The 24821-nt window shown below is 65.5% G+C and carries 22 protein-coding genes; 4 read left to right on the forward strand and 18 right to left on the reverse strand.

All coding sequences use genetic code 11. The features are described from left to right. Positions 1-119: 119 nt before the first annotated feature. Positions 120-791 carry an FMN-binding negative transcriptional regulator gene (locus SMA01S_RS02225; protein WP_245649118.1) on the forward strand — a complete coding sequence of 224 codons (672 nt, stop codon included), beginning with the start codon at positions 120-122 and terminating at the stop codon, positions 789-791. Here the strand turns inward: SMA01S_RS02225 and SMA01S_RS02230 are convergent. The 3 genes from SMA01S_RS02230 to SMA01S_RS02240 all read right to left on the reverse strand — a co-directional run bounded on the left by SMA01S_RS02230 (position 788) and on the right by SMA01S_RS02240 (position 4055). After that, positions 788-2023 (reverse strand): PepSY-associated TM helix domain-containing protein, encoded by a 1236-nt coding sequence (locus SMA01S_RS02230; RefSeq protein ID WP_066816883.1) that lies wholly within the window; start codon positions 2021-2023, stop codon positions 788-790. The genes SMA01S_RS02225 and SMA01S_RS02230 overlap by 4 nt on opposite strands. 325 nt (positions 2024-2348) lie before the next feature. Beyond that, a complete protein-coding gene (locus SMA01S_RS02235; protein ID WP_066816885.1) occupies positions 2349-3347 on the reverse strand; it encodes a dipeptide epimerase in 999 nt (332 codons plus the stop codon). Between the two features lie 54 nt (positions 3348-3401). Beyond that, positions 3402-4055 carry a helix-turn-helix domain-containing protein gene (locus SMA01S_RS02240; RefSeq protein WP_066816887.1) on the reverse strand — a complete coding sequence of 218 codons (654 nt, stop codon included), beginning with the start codon at positions 4053-4055 and terminating at the stop codon, positions 3402-3404. Between the two features lie 124 nt (positions 4056-4179). Between SMA01S_RS02240 and SMA01S_RS02245 the strand changes: the two genes are divergently transcribed. From SMA01S_RS02245 to SMA01S_RS02255, 3 genes are all read left to right on the forward strand, one after another. Then, positions 4180-6516: a TonB-dependent receptor gene (locus SMA01S_RS02245; protein ID WP_066816889.1), complete on the forward strand. Its 2337-nt coding sequence runs from the start codon at positions 4180-4182 to the stop codon at positions 6514-6516. Beyond that, positions 6516-8528 carry a serine hydrolase gene (locus SMA01S_RS02250; RefSeq protein WP_066816891.1) on the forward strand — a complete coding sequence of 671 codons (2013 nt, stop codon included), beginning with the start codon at positions 6516-6518 and terminating at the stop codon, positions 8526-8528. Before SMA01S_RS02245 ends, SMA01S_RS02250 begins: the two co-directional genes overlap by 1 nt. Before the next feature lie 62 nt (positions 8529-8590). Next, complete coding sequence (locus SMA01S_RS02255; protein ID WP_245649119.1) at positions 8591-9889, forward strand: peptide MFS transporter; 1299 nt, start codon at positions 8591-8593, stop codon at positions 9887-9889. Here SMA01S_RS02255 and SMA01S_RS24035 read toward each other — a convergent pair. The 15 genes from SMA01S_RS24035 to SMA01S_RS02325 all read right to left on the reverse strand — a co-directional run bounded on the left by SMA01S_RS24035 (position 9858) and on the right by SMA01S_RS02325 (position 24815). Next, the gene (locus SMA01S_RS24035) at positions 9858-10337 is read right to left on the reverse strand and encodes an Arm DNA-binding domain-containing protein (RefSeq protein ID WP_245649120.1); all 480 of its coding nucleotides are present in this window, start codon (positions 10335-10337) and stop codon (positions 9858-9860) included. The genes SMA01S_RS02255 and SMA01S_RS24035 overlap by 32 nt on opposite strands. A 275-nt stretch (positions 10338-10612) precedes the next feature. Continuing rightward, positions 10613-10846 carry a helix-turn-helix domain-containing protein gene (locus SMA01S_RS02260; RefSeq protein WP_066816895.1) on the reverse strand — a complete coding sequence of 78 codons (234 nt, stop codon included), beginning with the start codon at positions 10844-10846 and terminating at the stop codon, positions 10613-10615. Continuing rightward, complete coding sequence (locus SMA01S_RS02265; RefSeq protein ID WP_066817484.1) at positions 10843-11070, reverse strand: DUF2274 domain-containing protein; 228 nt, start codon at positions 11068-11070, stop codon at positions 10843-10845. The genes SMA01S_RS02260 and SMA01S_RS02265 overlap by 4 nt, the downstream gene beginning before the upstream one ends. After that, positions 11070-12299, reverse strand: a complete 1230-nt coding sequence (locus tag SMA01S_RS02270; protein ID WP_066816896.1) for a TraB/TrbI/VirB10 family type IV secretion system protein — start codon at positions 12297-12299, stop codon at positions 11070-11072. The genes SMA01S_RS02265 and SMA01S_RS02270 overlap by 1 nt, the downstream gene beginning before the upstream one ends. After that, positions 12296-13102 carry a P-type conjugative transfer protein TrbG gene (trbG, locus tag SMA01S_RS02275; RefSeq protein ID WP_066817487.1) on the reverse strand — a complete coding sequence of 269 codons (807 nt, stop codon included), beginning with the start codon at positions 13100-13102 and terminating at the stop codon, positions 12296-12298. The genes SMA01S_RS02270 and trbG overlap by 4 nt, the downstream gene beginning before the upstream one ends. Beyond that, positions 13102-13911, reverse strand: coding sequence for a conjugal transfer protein TrbF (gene trbF, locus SMA01S_RS02280; RefSeq protein WP_066816897.1), 810 nt, complete (start codon positions 13909-13911; stop codon positions 13102-13104). Before trbF ends, trbG begins: the two co-directional genes overlap by 1 nt. A gap of 4 nt (positions 13912-13915) precedes the next feature. After that, positions 13916-15235 (reverse strand): P-type conjugative transfer protein TrbL, encoded by a 1320-nt coding sequence (gene trbL, locus SMA01S_RS02285; protein WP_066816898.1) that lies wholly within the window; start codon positions 15233-15235, stop codon positions 13916-13918. A gap of 137 nt (positions 15236-15372) precedes the next feature. Beyond that, positions 15373-16116 carry a P-type conjugative transfer protein TrbJ gene (gene trbJ, locus SMA01S_RS02290; RefSeq protein ID WP_066816899.1) on the reverse strand — a complete coding sequence of 248 codons (744 nt, stop codon included), beginning with the start codon at positions 16114-16116 and terminating at the stop codon, positions 15373-15375. 23 nt (positions 16117-16139) lie between these two features. Next, positions 16140-18575, reverse strand: a complete 2436-nt coding sequence (gene trbE, locus SMA01S_RS02295) for a conjugal transfer protein TrbE (protein ID WP_066816900.1) — start codon at positions 18573-18575, stop codon at positions 16140-16142. Next, the gene (locus SMA01S_RS02300) at positions 18569-18838 is read right to left on the reverse strand and encodes a VirB3 family type IV secretion system protein (protein ID WP_174543069.1); all 270 of its coding nucleotides are present in this window, start codon (positions 18836-18838) and stop codon (positions 18569-18571) included. Before SMA01S_RS02300 ends, trbE begins: the two co-directional genes overlap by 7 nt. Then, positions 18838-19161, reverse strand: a complete 324-nt coding sequence (locus SMA01S_RS02305; protein ID WP_157093754.1) for a TrbC/VirB2 family type IV secretion system protein — start codon at positions 19159-19161, stop codon at positions 18838-18840. Before SMA01S_RS02305 ends, SMA01S_RS02300 begins: the two co-directional genes overlap by 1 nt. Before the next feature lie 2 nt (positions 19162-19163). After that, positions 19164-20117, reverse strand: coding sequence for a P-type conjugative transfer ATPase TrbB (gene trbB / locus SMA01S_RS02310; protein WP_066817490.1), 954 nt, complete (start codon positions 20115-20117; stop codon positions 19164-19166). A gap of 44 nt (positions 20118-20161) precedes the next feature. After that, entirely contained in the window at positions 20162-20566 is a 405-nt protein-coding gene (locus tag SMA01S_RS02315) for a CopG family transcriptional regulator (RefSeq protein WP_066816904.1), read from the reverse strand. A 2-nt stretch (positions 20567-20568) separates the two neighbouring features. After that, positions 20569-22593 carry a conjugal transfer protein TraG gene (locus tag SMA01S_RS02320; RefSeq protein ID WP_066816907.1) on the reverse strand — a complete coding sequence of 675 codons (2025 nt, stop codon included), beginning with the start codon at positions 22591-22593 and terminating at the stop codon, positions 20569-20571. A 434-nt stretch (positions 22594-23027) separates the two neighbouring features. Next, positions 23028-24815 carry an aminopeptidase P family protein gene (locus SMA01S_RS02325; protein WP_066816908.1) on the reverse strand — a complete coding sequence of 596 codons (1788 nt, stop codon included), beginning with the start codon at positions 24813-24815 and terminating at the stop codon, positions 23028-23030. Positions 24816-24821 lie beyond the last annotated feature (6 nt).

Here is a 24821-nt window from a genome sequence, read left to right on the forward strand (position 1 = left end):
CGGCACAAGCGGGCGGTTGGTCCCCGCACTTTGTCGGACTTGGCGCTTGTCGCCTGGGCCAAAGGCGCGGAGCATCAGCGCCATCGATACCGGCAACGGCCGGGAACAGGGGCTGAATTTTGACCGAACCGAGCGGAGCCGACCCGGCGCAGGCGATCACGGAAGCAACTGGTTTTACGCTGGTCGACTTCTCGATCTATGCGATCGAGAATGAAGATATCGCGGCGCTGATCGCCGACTATCCGCTGGCCTGGGTGATGCCGCGCTGTGCCGACGCCCGCCAGCCGCATCTGCTGCCCTTGCTGGCGCGAACCGATGCCGAAGGGCGCGTCACCACGCTGATCGGCCATATGGGTCGCCGCAATCCACTGGTCGCAGCCTTCGAGCAATCGCCGGACGCGCTGATCCTGTTCACCGGACCGCAGGGTTACGTGTCCAACGGTCACGTCACCAACCCGCGTTGGGCGCCGACCTGGAATTACGGGCAAGTGCGCATCGAGGCCAGGATCACGCTCGAACCGGCCGGCGGTGACGCCGCGTTGCTCGCGCTGGTCGAGGCGATGGATGCCGAGGAACGGACCGGCTGGCGCCCGGCCGATGCCGGCCCGCGCTATCGCGCGATGGAAAAGGCGATCATCGCCTTTCGCGCCGACGTCACGCGGATCGAGCCGCGCTTCAAGCTTGGCCAGGACGAGAATGTCGAGACGTTGCGGGAGATACTCGACCGGCACCCCGATCCCACGCTGGTCCGCTGGATGCGGCGGATCAACCGCAGGCGGTTGGAAGCTTAGGCTGTTCTTCCAGCATCGACCGATACCACCCCGGCCTTCGCCTCACGGGCCGCTGCGGCGCGCTTGCGCCGGGCCTTGCGCGCCGAGACGCGCGGGCGGCGGCGCTTGAGCCAGAGATAGACTCCAGTGACGCACATGCCGAGCGTGACGACACCGAGCACCAGATCGAGCGCGATGCCGACCGCCCCGATCATCTCGCCGGTGTGAAGCGGATAGAGCGAGCGCATCAGCTTGAACCCGGCGCTGTCGCTGTAGGGATTGTCTTCGTTCACGAAACGCCCGTCGCGCCCATCGAACCAATAGGTTACCGGTCCGAGCGCGCGGTAATTCTCGATCCCGCCCGAGCTGAAGCGTAGCCCGACCAGCCCGCGATCGGGTTCATATTGCAGCGTCGCGGGTGCCCAGCCGAGATGGTTGCGTCGCCCAAGCGCCGCGCCCTGCGTAAGCACCTGACGATAATCGACCGTGCGCGCGACGGGATTCGCCAGCGCTGGCCCATCGAACGGCGAAGGCCGGGCTGGCGACAGAAGCTTCACCGCCGGGATCAGCGCTTCCCCGAAGAAGTTCATCGCAACCGAGGTAAAGGCGAGCACCGTCAGCGGCAGGATCAGCCACAGGCCGCTCGATCGGTGAAGATCGAGCAACAGGCGGGGCAGCGGGCTCGACCATTTGAAGGTCCAGGTCCGCTTCCAGTTACGCAGATATGGGCGCTTGAGCGGCCAGGTCAGGTAGATACCGACGAGATTGCTGATCAGCCAGGTCAGCGCGATCAAACCCATCAGCCAGCGGCCCCAATCGCCCGCGAGCAAGGTGAAATGGAATTGGTAGACACCTTGCATCAGATGCGAGCGGTCCCAGCCCGGGCCAGTTTTGCGCGTGCCCGCGAGTGCTCCGGTCGCGCGATCGAGGAAGACCTGATCGTAACCGAGCGCCGGTTTGCCGGGCGCGGCTTCAACCGCGACGGTCAGGTTGCGACCCGCCGTCGCGTTGACCGGGAAATAGGTCGCGACGAGGTCGGGATGGTTGCGTTCGAGGCGCTCGACCGCCGCGAGCGGTTCGACCAGCGCGGGGCTGCTCGGCCTGAACAATTCGGGGTTGAGCCAGGCGTCGAGCGGCTTTTCGAAGCATAATAGGCACCCGGTGGTCGCAGCGATCGCCAGGAAGACGAGCATTGCCAGTCCCGAATAGCGATGGATCGCCGTCCAGAATTGCCGCCGCTCGATCTGCGTCATCGGTTCACGCCCCTTCGATCCGATCAGGCTGCCGTCGTGTCGATCCCCGGTCTACCTCCAAGCTGGAGATCAGGACTGGTCCAAGTCGGGACGCAGCCGCGCCGCCAGCCGGGCGGAGCTCTCGGCAAAAGACACGATCGGCAAACGATAGATCGATACCGTCCAGGATCGCCCGACCCGAACAAATTCGCTCCTCATTCGGCGATGCCAGGAGCGGCGTGGGTTGAGGACCTCCCGCCACTACCCTGTGGCCGCGGGAGAGAACCAAGGTCAAGGCCGGCTAAACGGTCGAAATAGCCCAGTCGCGGCAACGGAGCACGAGCGTCTAAGCGGCTCCCCAGATTTCCGTGGGCACCGAGATCTTGCCATCGGCGTAGAGCCCGGCGGCGAACGTATCGTCGGCGAGAAACCACGGACCGTCCAGATCGACGATGTCGCAGAGCTGGGCCAGGACGAATGCCGGTGCCGCCGAAAGCGTCCCGCCGGCCATATTGCCGACCATGACGCCGAGCCCGAGCTGACGTGCGCGTTCCGCCATCATCAGCGCCTCGGTCAAGCCGCCGCATTTGTCGAGCTTGATGTTCAACACCTGAAAGCGCTGATGCTGCTCTTCCAATTCCTCCATATCCTGGATGCTTTCGTCCGCGGCGATGGGAATCGGCGACCGCCAGCCGTCGAGCAGCGCCTCTTCGCCGCGAGCAATCGGTTGCTCGAGCAACGATACGTCTTCCTCGACGAGCATCGCCGCGAGCCGGTCGAGATCGCCGCCGCCATATCCCTGATTGGCATCGACACCGAGCCACACGTCAGGCCGTGCGGCACGCACCGCCCGTACGCGGTCGGTGTCGCCCGCCAGATCGCCTTCCAGCTTCAGCTTGATGGAGGTCAGCGCGGGGAAGCCGGCCAGGCGGCGCAGAATCTCGGCTGGATCCTCTGCCGGCAGCGTGAAGGTCGTGACCATCGGCTCCGGTCGCCTGACCCCGGCAAGTTTCCAGACGGGCACGCCCGTTCTCAGCGATTCGAGTTCCCATAACGCACAATCCAGCGCATTTCGCGCGCCCCCCGGGGGAAGCAGGTCGCGCAATCCCCGGCGATCGATCCCTGCCTCAACCGCCGAACGGCACCGTTCGAGTTCGCGGTCGATATGATCCGGATCGTCCCCGAGATAATAGACCCCCGCCGCCTCGCCGCGGCCACTGACCCGCCCGTCGGAAATGGTCGCGATCACCGCGGGCATCGAGTCGAACAGATAGCCGGAGATCCGGAACGGCTCGCGAAAGACCATGGCTTCGCGGCGATGTGTGAGCGAAAGGACAGTATCCATGGCTCCCGTGTCTCACGGATGCCGCCTCGTTTCAATATCAGAAACAGTTTCCGATCAGCTATCGCCGTCGCCGGCTTCGCCAGAAACGCCCGTCCTCGCCGCCAAATTGGCGAACCTCTGCATTCCCGGCCCCGCACAAACCGACAAGACCTGACACGGTGCCTCGCCGATTCGGACATAGACGTGCGCCATGCCGCTATCGAAATAGACGGAGTCGCCTTGGGCCAGCGCCAGCGGCGCATAGAGGTCCGAATGCAGCTCCATCGCGCCGGTCAGGACGTAGAGATATTCCTCACCCGAATGGCGAATGAGCCCCCCCGCCTCCTCTACGCTGCGCGCCTTCACGTCGATGATGATCGGCACCATCATCTTGTCGAGCAAGTCGCCCGCCGGATAGAGGTGGGTGTAGCGCTCGGTAGTCGCCCCACTCCGCTCGCCCGCGCGCGAGACGCTACGGCGGCCGAGCGCGGCCGGCGGTTGTTCGGTCGGCGTGGCGCCTGCCACCAGGGTCCCGAGATCGAGGCCGAGCCCCTGCGCAAGCCTGACTAGCTTGTCGTAGGTCATCGCCATCTTGCCGTTCTCGAGTTTCGACAGGGTGGAAAATGGCATGTCGAGACGTGCGGCCAACGCCCTGAGCGTAAGCCCCTGTTCGATGCGCGCGCTCCGCAGCAAGCGCCCGGGATGATTGTTGCTCGTCGGTTTGGTCATGATCCCCTCGTGCCTACACGCTAGCGCAAAGGGCGCCCCAGAGGAACCGCCGTGCGCGTTGGAGAAAACAGTTGCCAAAAGTGAAACATGGTTCATGATGCCGTGGCATTTTAGGGGATTGGAAATGGCGTTCGCGGTTCGCGCAAGGACATGCTGGCTGGCTTCGACGGCGTTGGCGATCGGGGTACCGGCCGCGCATGCGCAATCAATGGACCCGACCAGCTCACCGCAGACAAGCGACAGTCGTGGCTATGATGACGACATCGTCGTGACCGCCCAGAAGCGAAGCCAGAATCTGATCGACGTTCCGCAGTCGATCACCGTCGTCTCGAGCCAGGTGCTCGAACAACGGCATGCGACCAGCTTGCTCGACTACACGTCCCTGATCCCGGGCCTCAGCATTCAGCAACAGAATGCCGGTGAGACCCGCATCATCCTGCGCGGTATCAACACCGGCGGCGCCAGCCCGACCGTTGCGGTCTATATCGACGACACGCCTTTCGGATCGAGCACCAGCCAGACCAACGCCGCGCACCTCGCCGGAGACATCGATCCCTTCGATATCGAGCGGATCGAAGTGCTGCGCGGCCCACAGGGCACGCTTTATGGTGCGAATTCGCTGGGCGGGCTGGTCAAATACGTGACCGCGGCCCCCAAGTTCGATCGCGTTTCGGTGCGCGGCCAGGCCGGGGTCGAAACCGTCGATGGCGGCGGCGTCGGCTGGTCGGGCAACGGCGTGATCAACGTGCCGCTCACCGACACGCTCGCGATCCGCGCGAGCGGCTTCTATCGTAACACGCCCGGCTATATCGACAGCGTCGGGATCGCCGCCAAGGACGTCAATCACTCGGCCAGCTATGGCGGACGCGTCTCCTTATTGTTCAAGCCGAGCGACAAATTCTCGATCAGGCTGACGGCGATGGCGCAGAACATCCGCGCTCGCGGGCGCGATACGATCGATGCCGATGCGGCGACGCTCGCGCCGATCACGTCAGACCCGTTTACCGGCGCGCCGGGATCGGGACTGCTCCGCTATCAGACCCTGCCGGAACGCAACGACGTCGATTACCGGCTCTACTCGGGCACGATCGACTATGATTTCGGCTTTGCGACGCTGACGTCGGTCACCAGCTACGCCACGCTCAAGCAGCACGAGGATATCGACGTCACCCCGCAACTGGGCGACATCAGCCCCTTTTACGGCGCGGCGGGGCCGTTCGGCACCGACGAGCCGTCGAACATCAGCCAGAAGAAGTTCGCCCAGGAGGTCCGGCTGACGTCCGCAAAATCGGACCGGATCGAATGGCAGATCGGCGGCTATTACACCCGCGAGCCGGGGCGCATCTTCCAGCTCTACCGCCCGTTCGATCCCGCTACCGGCGCCTTGCTGCCCGAGGCCGGGACCATCCCCCAGGACCTGCTCGGACCAGGAGTGCCCGCAGCCCCCTTCCCCTTCGCGCACTTCCTGACCGCCGAGCTCGACTCGACGTACAAGGAATATGCCGGGTTCGGGAGCGTGACCTGGCATATCACGCCGGCCTTCGACATCACCGGGGGCGTTCGTTACAGCCACAACGAACAGCGGACGACACAAAGCCTGCAGGGCGGGTTCGTCACGGTGCAGGGCGCCGACGGTACATTGCTCGGAAAATCATCGGAAGGCGTGTGGACCTGGTCGGTATCGCCGCGGTACGAGATCAATAAGCGGGTCGCGATCTATGCCCGCGTCGCCAAGGGTTATCGGCCGGGCGGCCCCAACGTCGTCCCGCCGGGCGCACCCGCCGACTATCCCGCGCAATTCAGGGCCGATACGCTGATCAGTTACGAGGCGGGCGTGCGCGCCGAGACGCCCGACCGGACGTTCGGGATCGATGCTTCCATTTACTATCTCGACTGGAAGAACACCCAGATCACCACGACGTTCGATACCTCGATCGGTCCGGTCACCGCGGACGGCAATGGCGAAGGCGCCAAAAGCTATGGCGGCGAAGTGACCGCCACGCTCCGACCGACGCGCGGCTTCATCGTCGTTGGATCGGTCGCCTACAATGATACCGCGCTCAAGGGGAACATCCTGGTCGGCGGTTCCGATGGCGACCAGCTCCCCTACGCGCCGCGATGGACCGCCAATCTTTCGGCCGACTATGACTGGGCCCTCAGCGGCAAGGTGAAGGCCTTTGTCGGCGGGTCGATCATGGCGATCAGCGATCGCCCCGCAGATTTCGACGCGGCCTATCAGGCGACGTTCGGTCACCGTCTCATCCTCGACGGCTATGCAAGCGTCGATCTGCGCGCGGGCATCGACATGAAGCCGTTTTCGGTGAGTATCTATGCCAAGAACCTCACCAATTCGGGGGGACAGACCTATGCTGGCCCCTATGGTGGACGATATGCCGGACTGATCGACATCGCCACGATCCGCCCGCGCACGATCGGCCTTACAGCGGGATTCGAATTCTGATGCCCACCGGATTCTTCAGCACCGCCACGCGCCTGCTTCGGCTCGCGCTGCCCTCGCTCCTGCTCGTGACATTGCCGGTCACCGCACAAGGGCCAAAACCGAATACCGGCGGTCCGCTAGCTCCGCCCCAGGATCGATCGGGCCAAGCGGCGTCCATACCGAGCGATGACGCGACCCCGACCCTGACCAAGACCGATGTCGATAGCTGGCTTGACGGTCTGATACCCTACGGCCTCGACGCCGGCGACATCGCGGGCGCGGTCGTCGTCGTGGTCAAGGACGGGAAGGTCCTCACGCAACGCGGCTTCGGCTATTCCGATATGAAGACGAGGGCACGGGTCGACCCCGACAATACGTTGTTCCGCCCGGGCTCGATCTCAAAACTCTTCACCTGGACCGCGGTCATGCAACAGGTCCAGGCCGGCAAGCTCGATCTCGACCGCGACGTCAACGACTATCTCGATTTCAAGATTCCGCCAGCCTACGGCAAGCCCGTCACGCTGCGCAATCTGATGACCCATACCGCCGGGTTCGAGGAAACCGCGAAATATCTGATCTCGACCGATCCGACGCACGTGACGCCGCTCGACGCGGCGCTCAAGCGCGCGGTTCCCGCCCGGATCTATGCTCCCGGCAGCATGCCCGCTTATTCGAATTACGGCGCGTCGCTGGCGGGTTATATCGTCCAGCGGGTTTCGGGTGAGCCGTTCGCCGCCTATGTGCAGCGGCATATCTTCGCGCCGCTCGGCATGGCGCATTCGAGTTTCGCCCAGCCCTTGCCGGCGAACCTGAAGCCGTTGCTCGCCAAGGGCTATGCCAACGCGTCCGGCGACCCGCAGGATTATGAGATCATTCCGATGTCGCCAGCGGGCGCTCTCTCGTCGAGCGGCGCAGACATGGCGAAGTTCATGATCGCGCACCTTTCGGCCGACAACCCGTTGCTCGACCGCAAGACGGCGGCGTTGATGTACGCGACCGCCAATACGCCGATCCCCGGTTTGCCGGGCATGGCGCTCGGTTTCTACCATGAGGACCGCAACGGCCTGACCATCATCGGCCATGGCGGCGATACCGACTGGTTCCACTCGGATCTCCACCTCTATCTCGACAAAGGCGTCGGCCTCTATCTGTCGTTCAACAGCGCGGGCAAGGATGCCGCGGCGCATGTCCTGCGCGAGCGCGTGTTCGACAGCTTCACCGACCGTTATTTTCCGTCGACGGCCGCGGCACTTCCCACGCTGGCGACCGCCGCCGATCACGGGCGCCTGATGGTCGGCAATTATGTCAGCAGCCGCGGTTCGGTAACCAATTGGCTGCGGATCGCCAACCTGATCGGCCAGCCGACCGTGGCGTTGAACGACGACAACACGATCACTGTCTCTGCCTTGACCAATGCGGCGGGCCTGCCGAAACGCTGGCGCGAAGTGGCGCCATGGCAATGGCAGGAAGTAGGCGGCGAGGATCGGCTCGGCGCCGTCGTGAAGGACGGCAAGGTAATGGCGTTCGCGCCGCGCGGATATGCGCCGATCTTCCTGTTCGTGCCAGCATCGACGGGCATGAACTGGGGCTGGATCATGCCGGTCCTGCTGGCGGCCCTGGCGGTCATGCTGGTGACGGCGCTAGGCTGGCCGATCGTCGCGCTCGTGCGTCGTCGTTACAAGTACAGCTCCGGCATCACGGGGCGCCCGCTGATGCTCCATCGCGCGACGCGGGCGACCGCCTGGATCATGCTGATCGTGGCGGCAGGCTGGATGGGCATGATCGCAGCGCTGAGCAGCGATGTCGGCAATTTCGACGGCCGGCTCGATGGCTGGATGCGGCTGCTTCAATTCCTGTCACTCCTCGGGATCATCGGAACCGCGCTGGCCTTCTGGAATGCCTGGGTGATCGCGCGGAACCCCGGCAAGCGGCGCCTCGCCACCCTCTGGGCGATCATCATCGCCTTGTCGGCGCTGTTCCTGGTCTGGCTGATGATCGATATGCGAACGCTGACGCTCAGTCTGAACTTCTAGGATGTCGCGCATCTGCAGTGGCGCGGCGTTGGGCAGGCGTGGTTCGGGAAGCGAGGTTTTCCGTGGCCGATAACGTGGCATCGGTGCGGCCGAGGACGCTCTTCGGCCATCCGCCCGGGCTGACCGTGCTGTTCATGACCCAGATGTGGGCCGAGTTTTCCTATTTCGGCCTGCAGGCCCTGCTCGTCTATTACATGACGCAGCATCTCGGTTTCGGGCAGGCGAAGTCGTCGCTGATCTACGGCGCCTATGGGGCGGCGGCGTTCTTCAGCCCGTTCTTCGGCGGAATCGTCGCCGATCGCTGGCTGGGACGAACGCGCAGTGTCGTCATCGGCGGAGCGCTGATGATGTGCGGCCATTTCGCGATGGCGTTCGAGGCCTTGCTGTTCCCGGCACTGGCGCTGGTCGCGCTCGGCAACGGCCTGTTCATGCCACCGCTCGCCGTCCAGGTCGGCGGGCTGTATGCGGACGATGATCCGCGGCAGGCGCAGGCGTTCAGCGCTTATTATATGGGCATCAATCTCGGCGGCTTGCTCGCGCCTCTGGTGTGCGGGACGCTCGGCGAACTCTATGGCTGGCATTGGGGTTTTGCCGCGGCAGGGATCGGCATGCTGGCCGGCCTCATTATCTATCTTCGCTTCAGACACCTGTTGCCCGACGATCCGCCCAGTCGCTCGCAAACGCTTCCTGGTGCCCGTGCCAATCTGACCTCGAGCGATTGGCGCAACCTCCGCTTGCTCGTTGCGATCATCGCCGTCGTGGTGCTGTTCCGCATCGGCTATGAGCAGAGCGGCAACGTGATCGCACTCTGGGTCGAACACCAGACCGACCGCAGCCTCGACATGTTCGGCGCACACCTGGTCATCCCCGCGACCTGGTTCCAGTCGATCAATCCGCTGCTGATCATCGTGCTGACGCCCTTTCTGATCCGCCACTGGGCGCAGCACGCGAAACGCCATGGCCCGGCGAATCTGCTCGCCCGGATGAGCCTGGGGTGCACAATCGCGGCGCTATCGATGGGCGTGATGGTCGTCGCGGCCGCGATCAACGCACAAACCGGTCACCCCGTCGGCGCGATCTGGGTGACGGCCTATTTCGTTCTGCTGACGATCGGCGAGCTCCTGGTCATCCCCGTCGGCCTCACCCTGGTGGGCGCGCTTTCGCCCGTGCAGGTCGCGGCGATGGCGATGGGCGCCTGGTACATCGCCAAGTTTCTCGGCAGCCTTCTCGCCGGCTGGATGGGCGCCTATTGGGGAGTCATTCCCGCCACCTGGTTTTTTGGCCTGGGCGGGTTTTCGGTGTTGGTCGCCGCACTGTTTCTGCTGGTGCTCAGCCGAAAGGTCCCGATGCGTATCGGTTAATGTGAGCCTCAAGCGGAAAAGGCTGCTGGCGATGCGGTGCGGGTGACAGGACCGGCCGGCCCGAGGCGCCGCGTGCCGCAAGCGTCTCCGCGTCCGCGCGCGCTATCTCATCGGCCCAGTTCTCGAGCATGCCTCTTCCGCCGCTTCGACAGCATCCACCGCGCAGGGATCGATCCCTGCCGCAAGCAGGGGCCTTGGCCACGCGGCGCTTCTCGCGCGCGGCGGCAAGGGAAATGCCTGGATATTTGCCGAAGCTGAGCAGCTTTTCCTTGCCGTCGAATCGATATTTGAGGCGCCAGAACTTCGATCCACTGGGCTGGACGGCGCCGATCGCAATCGCACCACGGAAATATTGGAATTTTAGGAAGAAGAATACATCGTCGGATGAAATGGGACGATTCCGGACAAGGGACGATGTGGGTCCCTTGGTAGCGGAGGAGGGATTCACGCACCAACACTAAGCGTATGTATTATTTAGATATTTGTCGCCAGAAGGACAAATCAGGCCGAAAAATACCCCCAAAAATACCCCCAAAAATGTGCGTATGCGACGAGACGTTTTGGAAGTCGGACTAACCGCGTTCTCGTCAATTTTCGCGCTATGATGTGATCCAAATGCAGGAAAGATCGGCACAAAAGTCCGATCTCATGGGCTCGAGACGGCCCCGAATTTGCCAAGCGCGGATCAGACAGCCGATGGAACCGGCGCTGAAATCTTCGCCTTCATGCCTTGCGACGAGGGACCTTGCGGTTTGCCAGGACCAGCGCGCGCAAGCTAGCAACCAGTACGACAGTCGAGCGCCCCACTTTTGCCGCCTCAACATCGCCGGTCGCGATCAGCTGATAAATCCTCGAGCGGCTGAGGCCGGTCATTCGGACGGCATCGGGAATGCGGACGCTGATCGGCTCGATCGTCGCGCGAGCAGCCTCCGGGGTCGGTCGACCAATCTCCGTCATCGAGCCGCCCTCCCCCTCGCCCGGGTCTGCGCGAAGGCGCGGTCACTCTCCAGAAACGCTGACAGCATCGAGGGGATGAGGTCAGCGATCGCTTCCTCGCGGCCGTAAGCCTCCTTGTAGAGGGCGGCATAGTCCTGAAGGTCGGCATGAAGTTGCGGCGTTACCTGGATGCCGAGCTTGACGGGCGTACGGTCCGGGATGCGAGGAAGTCTCAGGTTCACCATCACCGCGCCTCCGGCCAGGGCTTGAGCACGAGGTCTCGATGCACGACCAGTCTGACGGAGGCGCCAGGCCGCACCGTGATGGTCGGCTGCACCTGGAGAACACGCGAGGTCAACTGATCTCCTGCCCGCGAGACGCTCTGCTGCGTCGACTCCCGCAACGCCTGAACGAGGTCGCTTTCGCCACTGAATTGCAATTCGGCGCCGACCCCGAGCAGCGTCGACAGCACGACGCCCTTCAGCAGCGACCATGTGTGGAAGTCGACCTCATCGGCCAGCCCGGCATAGCCCGACGGATCGGCGGCCGGCACATTGTCGATGCGCAACGAGCTGCCATCCGGAAACACGATGCGCTGCCAAATGACCAAGGCCCGGCGCTGCCCGAACGCGACCACGCTGTCGTAGGAACCGATCAGCCGCGCGCCCTGCGGAATGAGCAGGATACGCCCGGTCGCGCTGTCGAAAACCCGCTCGGTGACCTGGGCGGTGACAAGCCCCGGCAGGTCCGACCGTAGCCCGGTGATCAGGCTGGCCGCGATCACGCTTCCCGCCGACAGGGTGAACGGCGACGGCGCGGACGCGACCGTATGAGGATTAGTGTCGGCGCCTCGATCGGTCGCGCGCACGTAATCGGCCTTGCGCCGCTGGCCGTTGGGATCGCGGTCGAGGTCGATCGCCGTCTTGCCGCCGGCGTCGTCTCCGTCGCTTGGCGTGACGACCGCCGGTTGAGTGGGAGTCGCCAACGGTACCGCGCCGCGGTTGCTGGTTTGGACCAGCAGTCCGGACTCGCGCCCGGCCTTCTGCTCGTCCTGACGCCGCTGCCGTGCATCGTCAGCGCGCCGCGGGTCGGCCACTGCCGCCGGTTGCGGCATCTCGGCCAACTGGCGCTGGCGGTCGAGGATCGGGCGCCCGAGATCTCCGGGGAGCGGCGGCCCGAGATTGGGCACGCTTCCATACCCGCTCGGCAACGCGCTCAGCGTATCACTGGGCGGCTTCGCGGCGATCGACTGATCATCGGTGCTGGTCGCGAGGTGGATCGCGCGCGGCTCGAACGCGAACCACGCGGTTCCCACGACGCTGGTCGCGGCGATCGCGACCAGCGACACGATGACGCCGCGCTTGAACCGCATCGCGCGCGCGGGTCGCGCGCGCAGCGCCAACGTCTCCGGGTCGACCTTGGGCTGTACCGGGTAGTCGGTCTCGGCGGAGTCCTGCTCTTCGGCTTCGCTCATGACGGCCTCCGCTTGCCGCGGCCATCCGCGTCGACCCGCGTGATGCGAACGACTGCCTGATGCTTGGTGCCGAGGCGAAGCTCGGCCACATCGAAAATCCGGTCGACGACATAATAACGGCCACGCAGGCGGTAATTGACCAATTGGGCCTCGCCCTTGGCGCCGACGACGAACAGCGGCGGCGCTTCGCCGACCGCGAGGCTCGGCCGAAACTCGATGAAGGTCTGCCGGCCGTCGTCGAACGCGCGCAACGGTCGCCATGCCGGATTGCCGCCAGTGAGAGCATAGTTGAAGTGGAACTGATCGACGTCGAGCCCCGCTGCCACCGGCGCGGCCGCAGCCGTAGCCTCCTCGGACCTCCTGAGCGCGATCAGCGCATCCTGCGGGTAGGTCCAGGACAGCGCGACCATGGCAGGGTCGGCCCGACTGGACAAAGCAAGGTGATAGGTCCGGCGGTCTGTAGTGATCACAAGATTGGTCGCAAGGCCGGATGCGAACGGTTTGACCAGCACGTGCGCACGCTTGTCGGCGCCGCTGCCGCTGGTGGCGTCGCCAATCACCCAGCGCGCGGTATCGCCGCTCGCGACCGCAACGAGCGTCTCGCCTGACTGTAGTACGATGTCCGTCACGCGTTCAGGAGCGGTATAAACCTGATCGATGGCGCCATCGACGAAGGGCACCACTGCGCCGGCATTGATCAAGGCAGCCGGCGCCGGCGGCGCGGTATCGGCTGCTGCGGGACCCGTTGTCGCGATGGCGGTCGGGAGCGCGAGCAGAAAGGGCAGAGGTAACAGGCGCATCATCACTGGTTCTCCGGGCTTGGCTTGGCGGGCACTGGGGCGAGGGTCGCATCGAGCGGCGATCCGGACGGGGCTGCCGGTGAAGGCGTGCTGGCGGCAGCGCTCGGTGTCGGTGCGGGCTGCGCCGGCGGGTCGAGTTCGCGGCTCCAGTCGATCGCGTCGATGTAGATGCCGAGCGGGTTCTTGCGCAGCGTATCGGCCGATATCGGCGGCTTCTGCTTGACCGTCAGGATCGCCGTCCAGTGCGAGACGCCGGTCTGGGCACCGCGATCGAACGCCGTCTCGGTCCACTTGACCTGGAACGACTGATCCGACGCACGCACGACGCTGGTGACCTGGACCGAGACGGTTCTTTCGCCGATCTGGGCGAACGGGTCCGTCGCGCGCGCATAGTCGCCGAGGAACACGGCGCCGCGCTGGGTCACAAAATCATAGGCCGCGAGCCAGTCGCGGCGCATCAGCACCGGATCGAGCGACACCGAGCGGACATTCTCGATGAACCGCGCAAGGTGCCAGGCGATCTGCGGGTCTGTCGGCCGATAGCTGGCCTCGGCCTCATTGACCGCCCGCGCCTCGCCGAGACGATCGACTTCGACGACATAAGGCGTCACGCGACTTTGCAACGACTGCCAGACGACCGCGCCCGACATGGCGGTGGTGAGGCCGAGTGCGCCGAACGCCATCAGTCGCCAATTGCGTGCCTGGACCCTGGCCGAGCCGATCCGTTCGTCCCATAGCTGGCGCGCGCGTTGATAGGGCGTCACCGGCTCGGGCGTTCGCCCGTAGCGCTGGACCGATCGCTTGAAGATCATGACATCAATCCTCCTTCTCCGAAATGTCCGGGGTGGCGCCGGCACCGCCGCGATCGCCTTCTTTCAGCGTGTGCGCGACGATCTGGCGCTGGTGGCGTGCGTGCTGTTCGCGGCGCAGTGCTTGCGCCCAGCCGGGAGCATCGCCTTCCCCTCCTTCCTGGGGTGCCGCGGCCGGCCTGGCGGCTCCGCGATTGGTCAGCGCGTCGAAGGCGGCCTGACGGCCCGACGCCGCCGCATCACCAAGCCCGAGCGATCCGGCCGCCTGTGTTGCCCTGGCGCGAAGCGCGCCGGCGCCGGCTTGTGCGACCCCCGACAGTCCCGCGCCAACACTGCTCGACTGCGCGCCTTCCTGGCCGAGTTTGTAAGCAGTCGAGGCGGCCGACCCCATCGCCGTACCGGCGCGCACGGCGCCGAGCGCGCCACCGGCCAGCGCCGTGCCACCTGTCAGCGCGGCACCGCCGCCGAAAGCGACGACACCGGCCGCGCCGAGCGTGGTGCCGACCGCGGCACCGGCACCGAGTTGCGGCGCGCCCGAGACTAGGCCCGAGGCAATGCCCGGCCCGAAGATCCCGAGCCCGAACAGGGTGAGCGCGGCCAGTACCAGGGTCATCGCCTTGACGACATCGGGCTCGCTGCCTTCGAGCGAATGGGCATATTGGCTGAAAAAGGCCGAGCCGATGCCGACGATGACCGCGAGGACCATCACCTTGATCCCTGAGCTCACCACACTGCCGAGCACACGCTCGGCGAGGAAGCTAGTCCGGTTCCACAAGGCGAACGGGACCAACACGAAGCCGGCCAGCGTAGTCAGCTTGAATTCGATGATCGTGACGAACAGCTGGACCGCCAGGATGAAGAAGGCGAGCACCACCAGCAGCCACGCGATCAGCAGGATGACGATGGTGACGACGTTGGTGAAGAAATCGACCGGCCCCACCATCGTCGCGAGTTGCTGCAGCAACGGAAAGGCGGCTTCCCATCCAGCTTCGGCGAGCGTCCCGGGCTTGAGCAGAGTGTCCGCGGTGATGGTGCCGCCGCCGGCGGTGACGCCGGCCGCGGCGAACGACCTGAAAATGATGTCGGCGAGCGTCGAAAAGCGGTTCAGAATGAACGCGAACGCGCCGACATAGAGGATCTTCTTGATGAAGCGGCCCATCACGTCCTGTTCGCCGCCCAGCGCCCAGAACAGCCCGGCAAGCGTCACGTCGATGCCGATCAGCGTGGCCGCCAGGAAATGGACGTCGCCGCCGAGCAGGCCGAACCCGCTGTCGATATATTGGCTGAACGCGGTCACGAACCGGTCGATGACGCTCAGGTCGTCCATGGCGATGATCCTGTCGAGAAACGGGTCCCCGCGAGGCGGTGCGCCGGGGAGCGAAGGCGCCCGCCTGCGCGGGGAGTGACGGCGACCCCGCAAAGGGGGTGGGCGCGGTCGCCGCCACGCACCGGCGTCAGCGAGGCCTATTGGGGCGAATAGGCCTTGCCGTTGCCGATGAACTTCTGCGTCGCGAGGCGGCCTTCCGCCTCCGCCTGGGCGCGACTGGCGGCGTCGAGCGACTGAGCGCGATATTGCGCGGCCATAAGCTGCGAGATCTCGAGCTGCTGCTTGGCGACGAGCGCCAGGAGCTGGTTGGTCGCCTGGCTGGCCTGGAGCGCACCCTCCGCATCCTGGCTGCGCGAAACGATCGCACTGAGCGAGGCGGTGTCGCCAGCAATACTGCCGACCACACCCGACTGTACCTCGACCGTCCTGGCATAAGCGGCCATCGCGGCGTCATAGCGCGCCTTGGCGGCGGCAACGCTCTGGTTGCTGGTGAGCGCGCCCGAGAGGCCTTGCGGGAACAACTGGTTGAACTGGCCGTCGCTTGTCCCGATACGAAAGCTCACGCCTTTCGCCTGATCCATCAATTGCTGGACCTGGCTCAGCGTCTGGGTGAGCGCCTGGACTTCAGGGAAATCGATCCGGGCCAGGTTCTTCGCCTGATTGGTCAGCATCGCCTCCTGGTTCTGGAGTTCCTGGATCTGGTTGTTGATCTGCTGGAGCTCGCGCGCGGCAGTGAGCAGGTTCTGCGCATAATTGGTCGGATCGAACACGGTGATCTGAGCCGCGGCCGGGCTCGCCAAGACGAGCGCCGGACCAGCGAACACAAGCAAAGACGGGACGGAGAGACTGGAGAGAAAACGGGAGATAAATCGCCGGGACATGGGATTTCCTTTCGGTTGGAGGGTCAGCGATCAGGGGACAGGTCGCCGAGCAGCGGCGCTGCCCAGTCGAGCCCGGAAGCGATGAGGAAGCGCGCGGCGAAACCGTCTGCGCCGTCCGCGAGCACGGCGTCGATCCTCTGCTGGCTGGCGGGATCGGACGCGCCGCACAGGGCCAGCGCGATTGGGCCGAGCCCGAGTTCGAACAGCCGGTTGCCGCGCGCGGATTGCAGGTAATAATGCCGTTTGGGCGTAGCGCGGGCGACGAGCTCGATCTGCCGGTCGTTCAGCCCGAACCGCTCATAGGCCGCCCTTCCCTGCGGCTCGATCGCCCGCTCGTTGGGTAACAAGATGCGTTGCGGGCAGCTCTCGATGATCGCCGGGGCGATCGGGCTATCGGCGATGTCGGCTAGGCTTTGCGTTGCGAACAACACCGCCACGTTCTTCTTGCGCAGCGTTTTCAGCCATTCGCGGATGCGCGCGGCGAAGAGGGGATGGTCGAGAAACACCCAGGCCTCGTCGAGGACGAGCAAGGTCGGTCGTCCGTCGAACCGTTCCTCAAGCCGGTGGAACAGATAGGTTAGGACTGGCGCCACGACACCCGCCTCGCCCATCAGTGCCTCGGTCTCGAAACACTCGATCGAGCTGAGCGACAGGCGCTGCTCGGCCGCGTCGAGCAACCGGCCATAAGGCCCGTCGAGTGTATAGGCGCCGAGCGCGAGGCGGAGAGCGCTTGACTGCAGCAGCATGGCGAGACCCGTCAGCGTGCGCTCCTCGACGGGCGCGGTCGCGAGACTGCCGAGCGCGGACCAGACCGCGTCCTTGACCTCAGGCGTGACCACGACCTTTTCATGGGCAAACAGGGCCGCGATCCATTCGGCCGCCCAGCTGCGCTCGTCATGGACGTCGATGCCCGCGAGCGGCTGGAAAGCTAGCCCCGCGTCGGAACCCGGGCCGTCGCCGCCACCAAGGCCGAGCGCGTGATGCGACCCGCCCATCGCGAGGACGGCAGCCCGCGCCGAATAGCCTTTGTCGAACACGTAGATCTGGGCGTTGGGATAGCGCCGGAACTGGAGCGCGATCAGCGCGAGAAGGACCGATTTGCCGGCGCCCGTCGGTCCGACCGCGAGCATGTGCCCGACATCGCCTACATGGGTGGAGAGACGAAACGGCGTCGCGCCCGAGGTCTGGGCCAGGAGCAGCGGCGGGCCGCCAAGGTGACGGTTAGCAGTCGGGCCGGCCCAGATCGCCGACAGCGGCATCAGATGCGCCAGGTTGAGCGTATGGACGATCGGCTGCCGGACATTGGCGTAGACGTGGCCTGGCAAGGAGGAGAGCCAGGCCTCGACCGCGTTCACGCCTTCGCGCACGCAGGTGAAGCCGAGCCCGTTGACGATCCGCTCGACCGCGCGGACCTTGGCCTCGACCCGCGCGCGATCGATGTCGCTGACCGTGATGGTGGTGGTCAGATAGCCGAATGCGACATAGTCGGCGCCAAGCGCCTGTAGCGCCTGATCGGCATCGATCACCTTGTTGTCGGCGTCGCTGTCGAACAATTGCGCCGGCTGATTGTACATGACTTCGCGCAGCAAGGCAGAAATCGACTTGCGCTTGTTGAACCAGTGGCGGCGGATGCGCGTGAGCGTCCTGGTCGCGTCGCCGCGATCAAGCGCGATGAACCGCGTCATCCAGCGATAGCCGAAGTCGGTCGCATTTAATGCGTCGAGGACCCCCGGCCGGCTCATGTTGGGGAAACCAAGAAGGGTGACGGTGCGCAGATGTTGCTCGCCGAGCCGGGGCTCGAGCCCACCGGTGAGCGGCGTATCGACCAGCAGCGCATCGAGGTACATCGGCGTCTCGGGCAGAGCGACCTCGTGCCGGTGCGGCGACACGCAATTGTGCAAATAGGTCAGCGTCTCAACTGACGACAGCGCGCGGATCTCGGGCATGAAGCCGGCGAACAGGTCGAGCACCCGCTCGGTCTCGGCGACGAACCCGGCAAGGCTTGCCCGCCAATCGCGACCGGCCGGCCCGTCGCTGTCGACGAGGCGGCGCCCGGCACCTTCCGCGGCGTCGGCCGGCGGCAGGAACACGAGCGTCAGGAAATACCGACTCTCATAGTGCGCGCCCTCCGCCTCGAAGGCGGCGCGGCGCTCCTGGTCGACCAGCGCCGAGACGGGATCCGGAAAGTCGCTCGCCGGATAGTCCTGCGCCTCGACCCGTTCGGACTCGACGAACAGGGCCCAACCGGACCCGAACCGCTTGAGCACATTGTTGGCACGTGCGCTGGCGCCAAGCAGTTCTGCTTCGGTGGCGCTGTCGAGATCTGGCCCCCTGAAGCGCAACGTGCGCTGGAAGCTCCCGTCCTTGTTGAGCACCACGCCCGGCGCGACCAGGGCGGCCCAGGGCAGGTGATCGGCGAGCCGATCGGCCCGCTTACGATATTCGCGAAGCGCTAGCATGCGAAGTGACTGCGCTGGCGCAAATGGCGAAGCAGCACGACGGCGAACGCCGGGTCGCGGCGGGTAGCAGCGACGGCGATGCTGTGGCCGATCGCCCAGAGGGCAAGGCCGGCCAGCCATTGCTGCAGCCCGAGCCCGACCGCGGCGGCGAGCGTGCCGTTGACGATCGCGAGACCACGCGGCGCACCGCCCAGCAGGATCGGCTGGCCGAGGCTGGCGTGGATCGGCGCCTCGAACCCGTCGAGATGGTGACCGGCGATCATCACACCAGCGCCCCGCCGCCAAAGCTGAAGAACGACAGGAAGAAGGACGAGGCGGCGAACGCGATCGAGAGGCCGAAGACGATCTGAATGAGGCGCCGGAACCCGCCGGACGTCTCGCCGAAGGCCAGCGAGAGACCAGTAGTGATAATCACCATCACCGCGATGATCTTGGCGACCGGTCCCTGGACCGATTCCAGCACCTGCTGGAGCGGCTGCTCCCAGGGCATGCCCGAGCCGCTGGCGTAAGCGGGGGACGACAATGCCAGGGCCAGGCCCGCAGAAAGCGCGGTCAGCGCGCCGGAACGATATGTCAAATGACGCATGATCAATCTCCTTGGGATGCGCATGAATGATGTGGACAAAGGTCGACGACCGCGTAGCCGCCGTCCGGATCGAGCCCGGCGACACGGACGATGGCGTCGACGCGACGCGCGGTGCCGCGCCCGGCGATAAAAACCACCAGGTCGATGGCCTCGGCGACGAGCCGCCGCGGTACCGTCATGACCGCTTCCTGGATGAGCTGTTCGATCCGCAGCAGTGCCGCGACGGCGCTGTTGGCATGAACCGTGGCGATGCCGCCGGGATGGCCGGTGTTCCAGGCCTTGAGCATGTCGAGCGCCTCGCCGCCCCTGACCTCGCCGACGATGATGCGGTCGGGCCGGAGCCGGAGCGTGGAGCGTACCAGGTCGGCCATCGTCACGTGGCCCGCGCGGGTGCGCAGCGCGACCGTATCAGCTACCGGTGACTGCAGCTCGCGGGTATCCTCGATCAAGATGAGGCGCTCATCGAGATGCGCCATCTCGGCAAGGAGCGCGTTGGCAAGCGTGGTCTTGCCCGAGCTCGTGCCGCCGGCGATGAGGATGTTGCGGCGGTCGACCACCGCGAGCGACAGCCGCCGCGCGACGTCCGCCGTCATGATACCGTCGGCGACATAGTCCATCAGCGTGTAGAGGCGGGTCGCGGGCTTGCGGATCGAGAAGCATGGCGCGAGGCTGACCGGCGGCAGCACGCCTTCGAACCGTTCCCCAGCCCCGCTCCCATGCGGCGGCAATTCGGCCGACACGATCGGCGAGGCGGCATGGACTTCGGCGCGGGCATGGCTGGCGACCAGCCGGATGATGCGTTCGACCTGTGGCGCCTCGAAGCGCACGCCGGTGTCGCTGCGCCCCTCGCCCAGCCGGTCGAGCCGAAGCGCGCCATCCGGGTTGACCATTGCCTCGAGGACAAGCGGGTCGGCGAGGGCGGCGGTGATCGCCGGCCCCATCGCGGTGCGCAGCATCGCCCGGCGGCGGTCGTCGGCGATCGTGCCGTTCGCGGCGCCGCTCACGAGGATGTCTCCGGCGGTTCGATCGGCGCGAAGGTGCGCTTGCCGGTCGCAACCTGGCGGCTGACCTGGCCGACGAACTTCTCGAACCGGTCAAGCCCGACGGCGAGCGCGGCGCTGTCGGCATCGGGCAACGGCGCCGTCACCAGCAATTGGTAGCGGACGAACAGAGCGAGGCTCTCGAGCACCACGTCGAGGTCACGCCTGACCAAAGCGATGTCGCGCGAGAGCCGTCCGAGCCGCCCTTTCACGAGCTCGTCGATTTCCTTCGTTCCGCGCCGTGCCAGCCAGGCCGCGAGCGCGTCGTTGACGAGCCGCGACTTGTTGGCGCCCGGACCCGACGCCAGGGCTTCGAGCGCGTCGCTGATCGCGCGGTCGAGATAGAGGTTCTGGCGGACCTTCATGGTCACAGCCCCGGAATGAGGTCGCGCCCGGCGCCCTCGTCGATGCCGTAAGCGCGCGTGGCGGGCGTGAGCTGCCGCGCCTGATCCATCGCACGCTGGTCGGCGGCCGGATTGTCGTCATCGTCCTGGCCGGCGGCGAGCGCGGGATCGGGGTCGACGGGCGCTACCGCCCTCTCTTCCGCTAGCCCGGGATGGCGCTGCTGCTGGAGGCCGCCCGCGTCCTCGGTACCGTCCGCCTCGGCGGCGCGCTGCAACCGGGCATCGGGCAAGCGTGCGCAGCGGCCCCAGTCGTTCGATCGTTGCGCTGGCCGGTCGGCGTAACGGTCGCCCGCCAACATGGGCGCAGAGCACACGCGGTCGCGGAAATTGCCGTCCTCGAAATAGCGCAATTTCTGGGCGCGGATCGGGGCGAGGCCCGAGACCAGCACCAGTTCGTCGCTTGCCGGCAATTGCATGACCTCGCCCGGGGTCAGGAGCGCGCGCGCAGTCTCCTGGCGGCTGACCATGACATGGGCGAGCCACGGCGCGAGCCGGTGGCCGGCATAATTGCGCATCGCGCGCTGCTCGGTGGCGGTGCCGAGCGCGTCGGAAATGCGCCTGGCGGTGCGTTCGTCGTTGGTCGCAAACGCGACGCGGACGTGGCAATTGTCGAGGATCGAATTGTGCTCGCCATACGCCTTCTCGATCTGGTTGAGCGACTGCGCGATCAGGAAGGCGCGGATGCCGTAGCCGGCCATGAAGGCGAGGCTCGTCTCGAAGAAATCGAGCCGGCCCAGAGCCGGGAACTCATCGAGCATCATCAGCAGCTGGTGGCGGCGCGCGCCCTCTGCGCCCGCATCGAGCCGTTCGGTCAGGCGGCGGCCGATCTGGTTGAGGACCAGGCGGACCAGCGGCTTGGTGCGGCTGATGTCGGAGGGCGGGATGACGAGATAGAGCGAGACGGGCCGCGCCCCTTCGATCAGGTCGGCGATCCGCCAGTCGCAGCGCGACGTCACCTCGGCGACGGTCGGGTCGCGATACAGCCCCAGGAATGACATCGCGGTCGAGAGCACGCCCGAGCGTTCGTTCTCGCTCTTGTTGAGGAGTTCGCGCGCGGCCGAGGCGACGACCGGATGGACGCGCGGCACATCCTGCGTGCCGAGATGGTTGGTCGCCATCATCCGCCGCAGCGTCGAGACGAATGAGCGCTGCGGATCGGAGAGGAAAGTCGCGACGCGGGCCAGCGTCTTCTCCTCTTCCGCATAGAGCACGTGAAGAATCGTGCCGACGAGCAGGGAATGACTGGTCTTTTCCCAATGATTGCGGCGCTCGAGCGCGCCCTCGGGGTCGACCAGGATATCGGCGATGTTCTGGACATCGCGCACCTCGTCGGCGCCGCGGCGGACCTCGAGCAAGGGATTGTAGCGCGCCGAGCGCGGGTCGGTCGGGTTGAACAGCAGGCAATGCGAAAAGCGCGAGCGCCAGCCGGCGGTCAGCGTCCAGTTCTCGCCCTTGATGTCGTGGATGACCGCCGAGCCGGTCCAGGACAGGAGGGTTGGGACGACCAGGCCGATTCCCTTGCCCGAGCGGGTCGGCGCGAAGGCCATGACATGTTCGGGACCGTCGTGGCGCAGATACTGGCCGCCGAGGCGGCCGAGCAGCACGCCGCGGTCGCGGTGCAGCCCCGCCCGCTCGACCTCTTGGGGCTTCGCCCAGCGTGCCGAGCCATAGGTCGTGACATTGCTGCGCTGACGCGCGCGCCACAGCGAACCGAGCACCGCCGCGCCGCATCCGAGAAACCCCGAAGTTCCGGCGAGCATGCCGGCCTTGTCGAAGACGTGGGGGGCGTACGCGTCATAATGATACCACCACCAAAAGAGCGCCCAGGGCCGATAGACGGGAACATGGCCTGCAATCAGCCACGGCGCGCCGAGCTCAGGCTGGTAGGCGAGCATCGCCGCCGCCCATTGGGTGGCGGCCCACAGCCCCGCGAGCACGATCGCGAAGACGACGAGGACCTGGCCGATCAGCATTTTGGTAGGGGTCACGAAATGGCTCCCCGCCGGGCCTATTCCCGACGGCGGAAGACTCCTGCAAAGCGCCTCGAAACTACACCGCGCTGAGGGACGCTGTGCGGCCGGTTACGGCTATCGGCGTCGCTTCGCTTCGCTTCGACCAAGGCAGAAAAGCGGTGAGTCGGTCACTAACGCGATCAGCTCCGATTCGACGGACGGCGCCCGCCTGCGATCGGACCGGGAGCACCGGCAGGGCGTGTACTTGCCGACCAATTCGCCAATTTAGGTGCACGGCAACCGACCCCGAAACTGCGGCGTCCATGAAGCCAAAAATCTTTGGCGCGGCTATGCCGCCTTCGCCGATTTGTCCGACGACCTATGGCAGGCGCTCCCAGAGAGGCCTCAGCAAACTTTTATGCCGATTGTGACCCGGAACGCCTCAGATCAGACTAGGCGACCGCGCGCGCCTAACTGGCCAGCGGTGCAGTCCGATGTTCGAGCCAGTGACGCTCTTCGGCCGCCAGCAGGGGCGACAGCCGCTCAAACACCGTAGCGTGGTAGCGATCGACCCAATCGAGTTCCGCCGATGTGAGCATTTGCAGATCGATCACCTCGCGATCGATCGGCGCCATGGTCAGGGTTTCGAAGCCCAGCATGGGCATCACCGCGCCGTCGACAGGTTTATCAACCACGACCACGAGGTTTTCCGTTCGGATGCCAAACTGGTCTGCCTTGTAATATCCCGGCTCATTGGACAGCACCATGCCGGCCTGGACCGGCACTTCTTCCGGCCGCGCTCTGGCGATGTAGACGGGGCCTTCGTGGACATTGAGGAAATGGCCGACGCCGTGACCGATGCCGTGCGCGCACTCGATCCCGCTGGCCCAAAGTGGCGCACGGGCGATGGCGTCGAGCTGACTGCCGAGCGTCCCAGGCGGGAAGGCGGCGGTATCAAGCGCGATATGGGCTTTCAGGACAAGGGTGAAGCGGTTGCGGAATTCCGCGGAGGCCTTTCCCACTGCAACCGTACGCGTGACATCGGTCGTCCCACTAGGATATTGCCCACCTGAATCGACCAGATAGATGCCGTCCGGCCGGATCGGTGCGTTGCTATCTGCCGAGGCAGAATAATGCGGCATAGCGGCGTTGCCGTCCGCGGCGGAGACAGGCTCGAACGACAAGCCATGCAGTTCGCCGATCTCGCGACGAAAGTTCGTGAGTTTAGCCGCAGCGGACAATTCGGTCAGTTCACCTTTGGGTGCCTCTTTGGCGAACCAGTGCAAGAACCGCGTCAAAGCCGCGCCGTCGAGGACATGGGCCCGTCGGAAGCCGTCGATCTCCGCTTCGTTCTTGGTCGCCTTGGGAAGGATGGTGGGATCGCGGTGGTCGACCGCTCTCGCGCCGCCTGCGGCGAGCGCGTCGTAGATCGCAGCAGGCGTACGGGCCGGATCAACCGCGACCAGCTTTCCCTCGAATGCCTCCAGTGCGCCGTAAAACCGATCATAGGGCACAATACGTACGTCATCAGCCAGATGCTCGCGGACTGCGGCGTCGATTTTTGCTAGATCGATGAAGAGATCAGCGGTCCCGTCGCTATGACAGACCGCGTAGGCAAAGTTGATCGGCGCGATCGGATTGTCGCTTCCCCGCAGATTGAACAGCCAAGCGATGGAATCGAGGGCGACCAGCACGCAGGCGTCCGCGCCGATCGAATGGAGCCAGCTGGTCACATCGGCCCGCTTCGCGCCCGAGCTTTTTCCGGCAAGCGCATCGGGCTGAATGAACGCAGGTGTGACGGGCCGGGCGGGCTGATCGGGCCATAACGGATCGACCGGGTTGCGCTGCAGGGGCACGAGGACGACACGATCGCCTAGCTTCTGCTCGATGGCCTGTATCGCACCGCGCGTATAGAGCCGTGCATCGTAGCCGATGCGAGAGCCTGCCGCAGCGTTCTGCGTGAGCCATTCGGCGATATTGGTTTCCGGCTCGTCCGCATATTGCCAATGCGCTGGATCGACCTGTTCCCGAACTATGCTGGAGTATCTCGCATCAACGAAGATCGCGGCGCGATCAACGAGCACCGCAACCTTGCCCGTCGAACCGGTAAAGCCTGATAGCCAAGCCACGCGCTGCGAATAGGCGGCAACGAATTCGGAGATATGCTCGTCTCCGGTCATCATGATGAAACCGTCCAGGCCGTTATCGACCAATGCAGCGCGCAAAGCGCTCAGTCGGGATTCCGTGTCGCGAACCATCTGCAG

The sequence above is a fragment of the Sphingomonas mali NBRC 15500 genome (assembly GCF_001598415.1).
Taxonomy (GTDB): Bacteria; Pseudomonadota; Alphaproteobacteria; order Sphingomonadales; family Sphingomonadaceae; genus Sphingomonas; species Sphingomonas mali.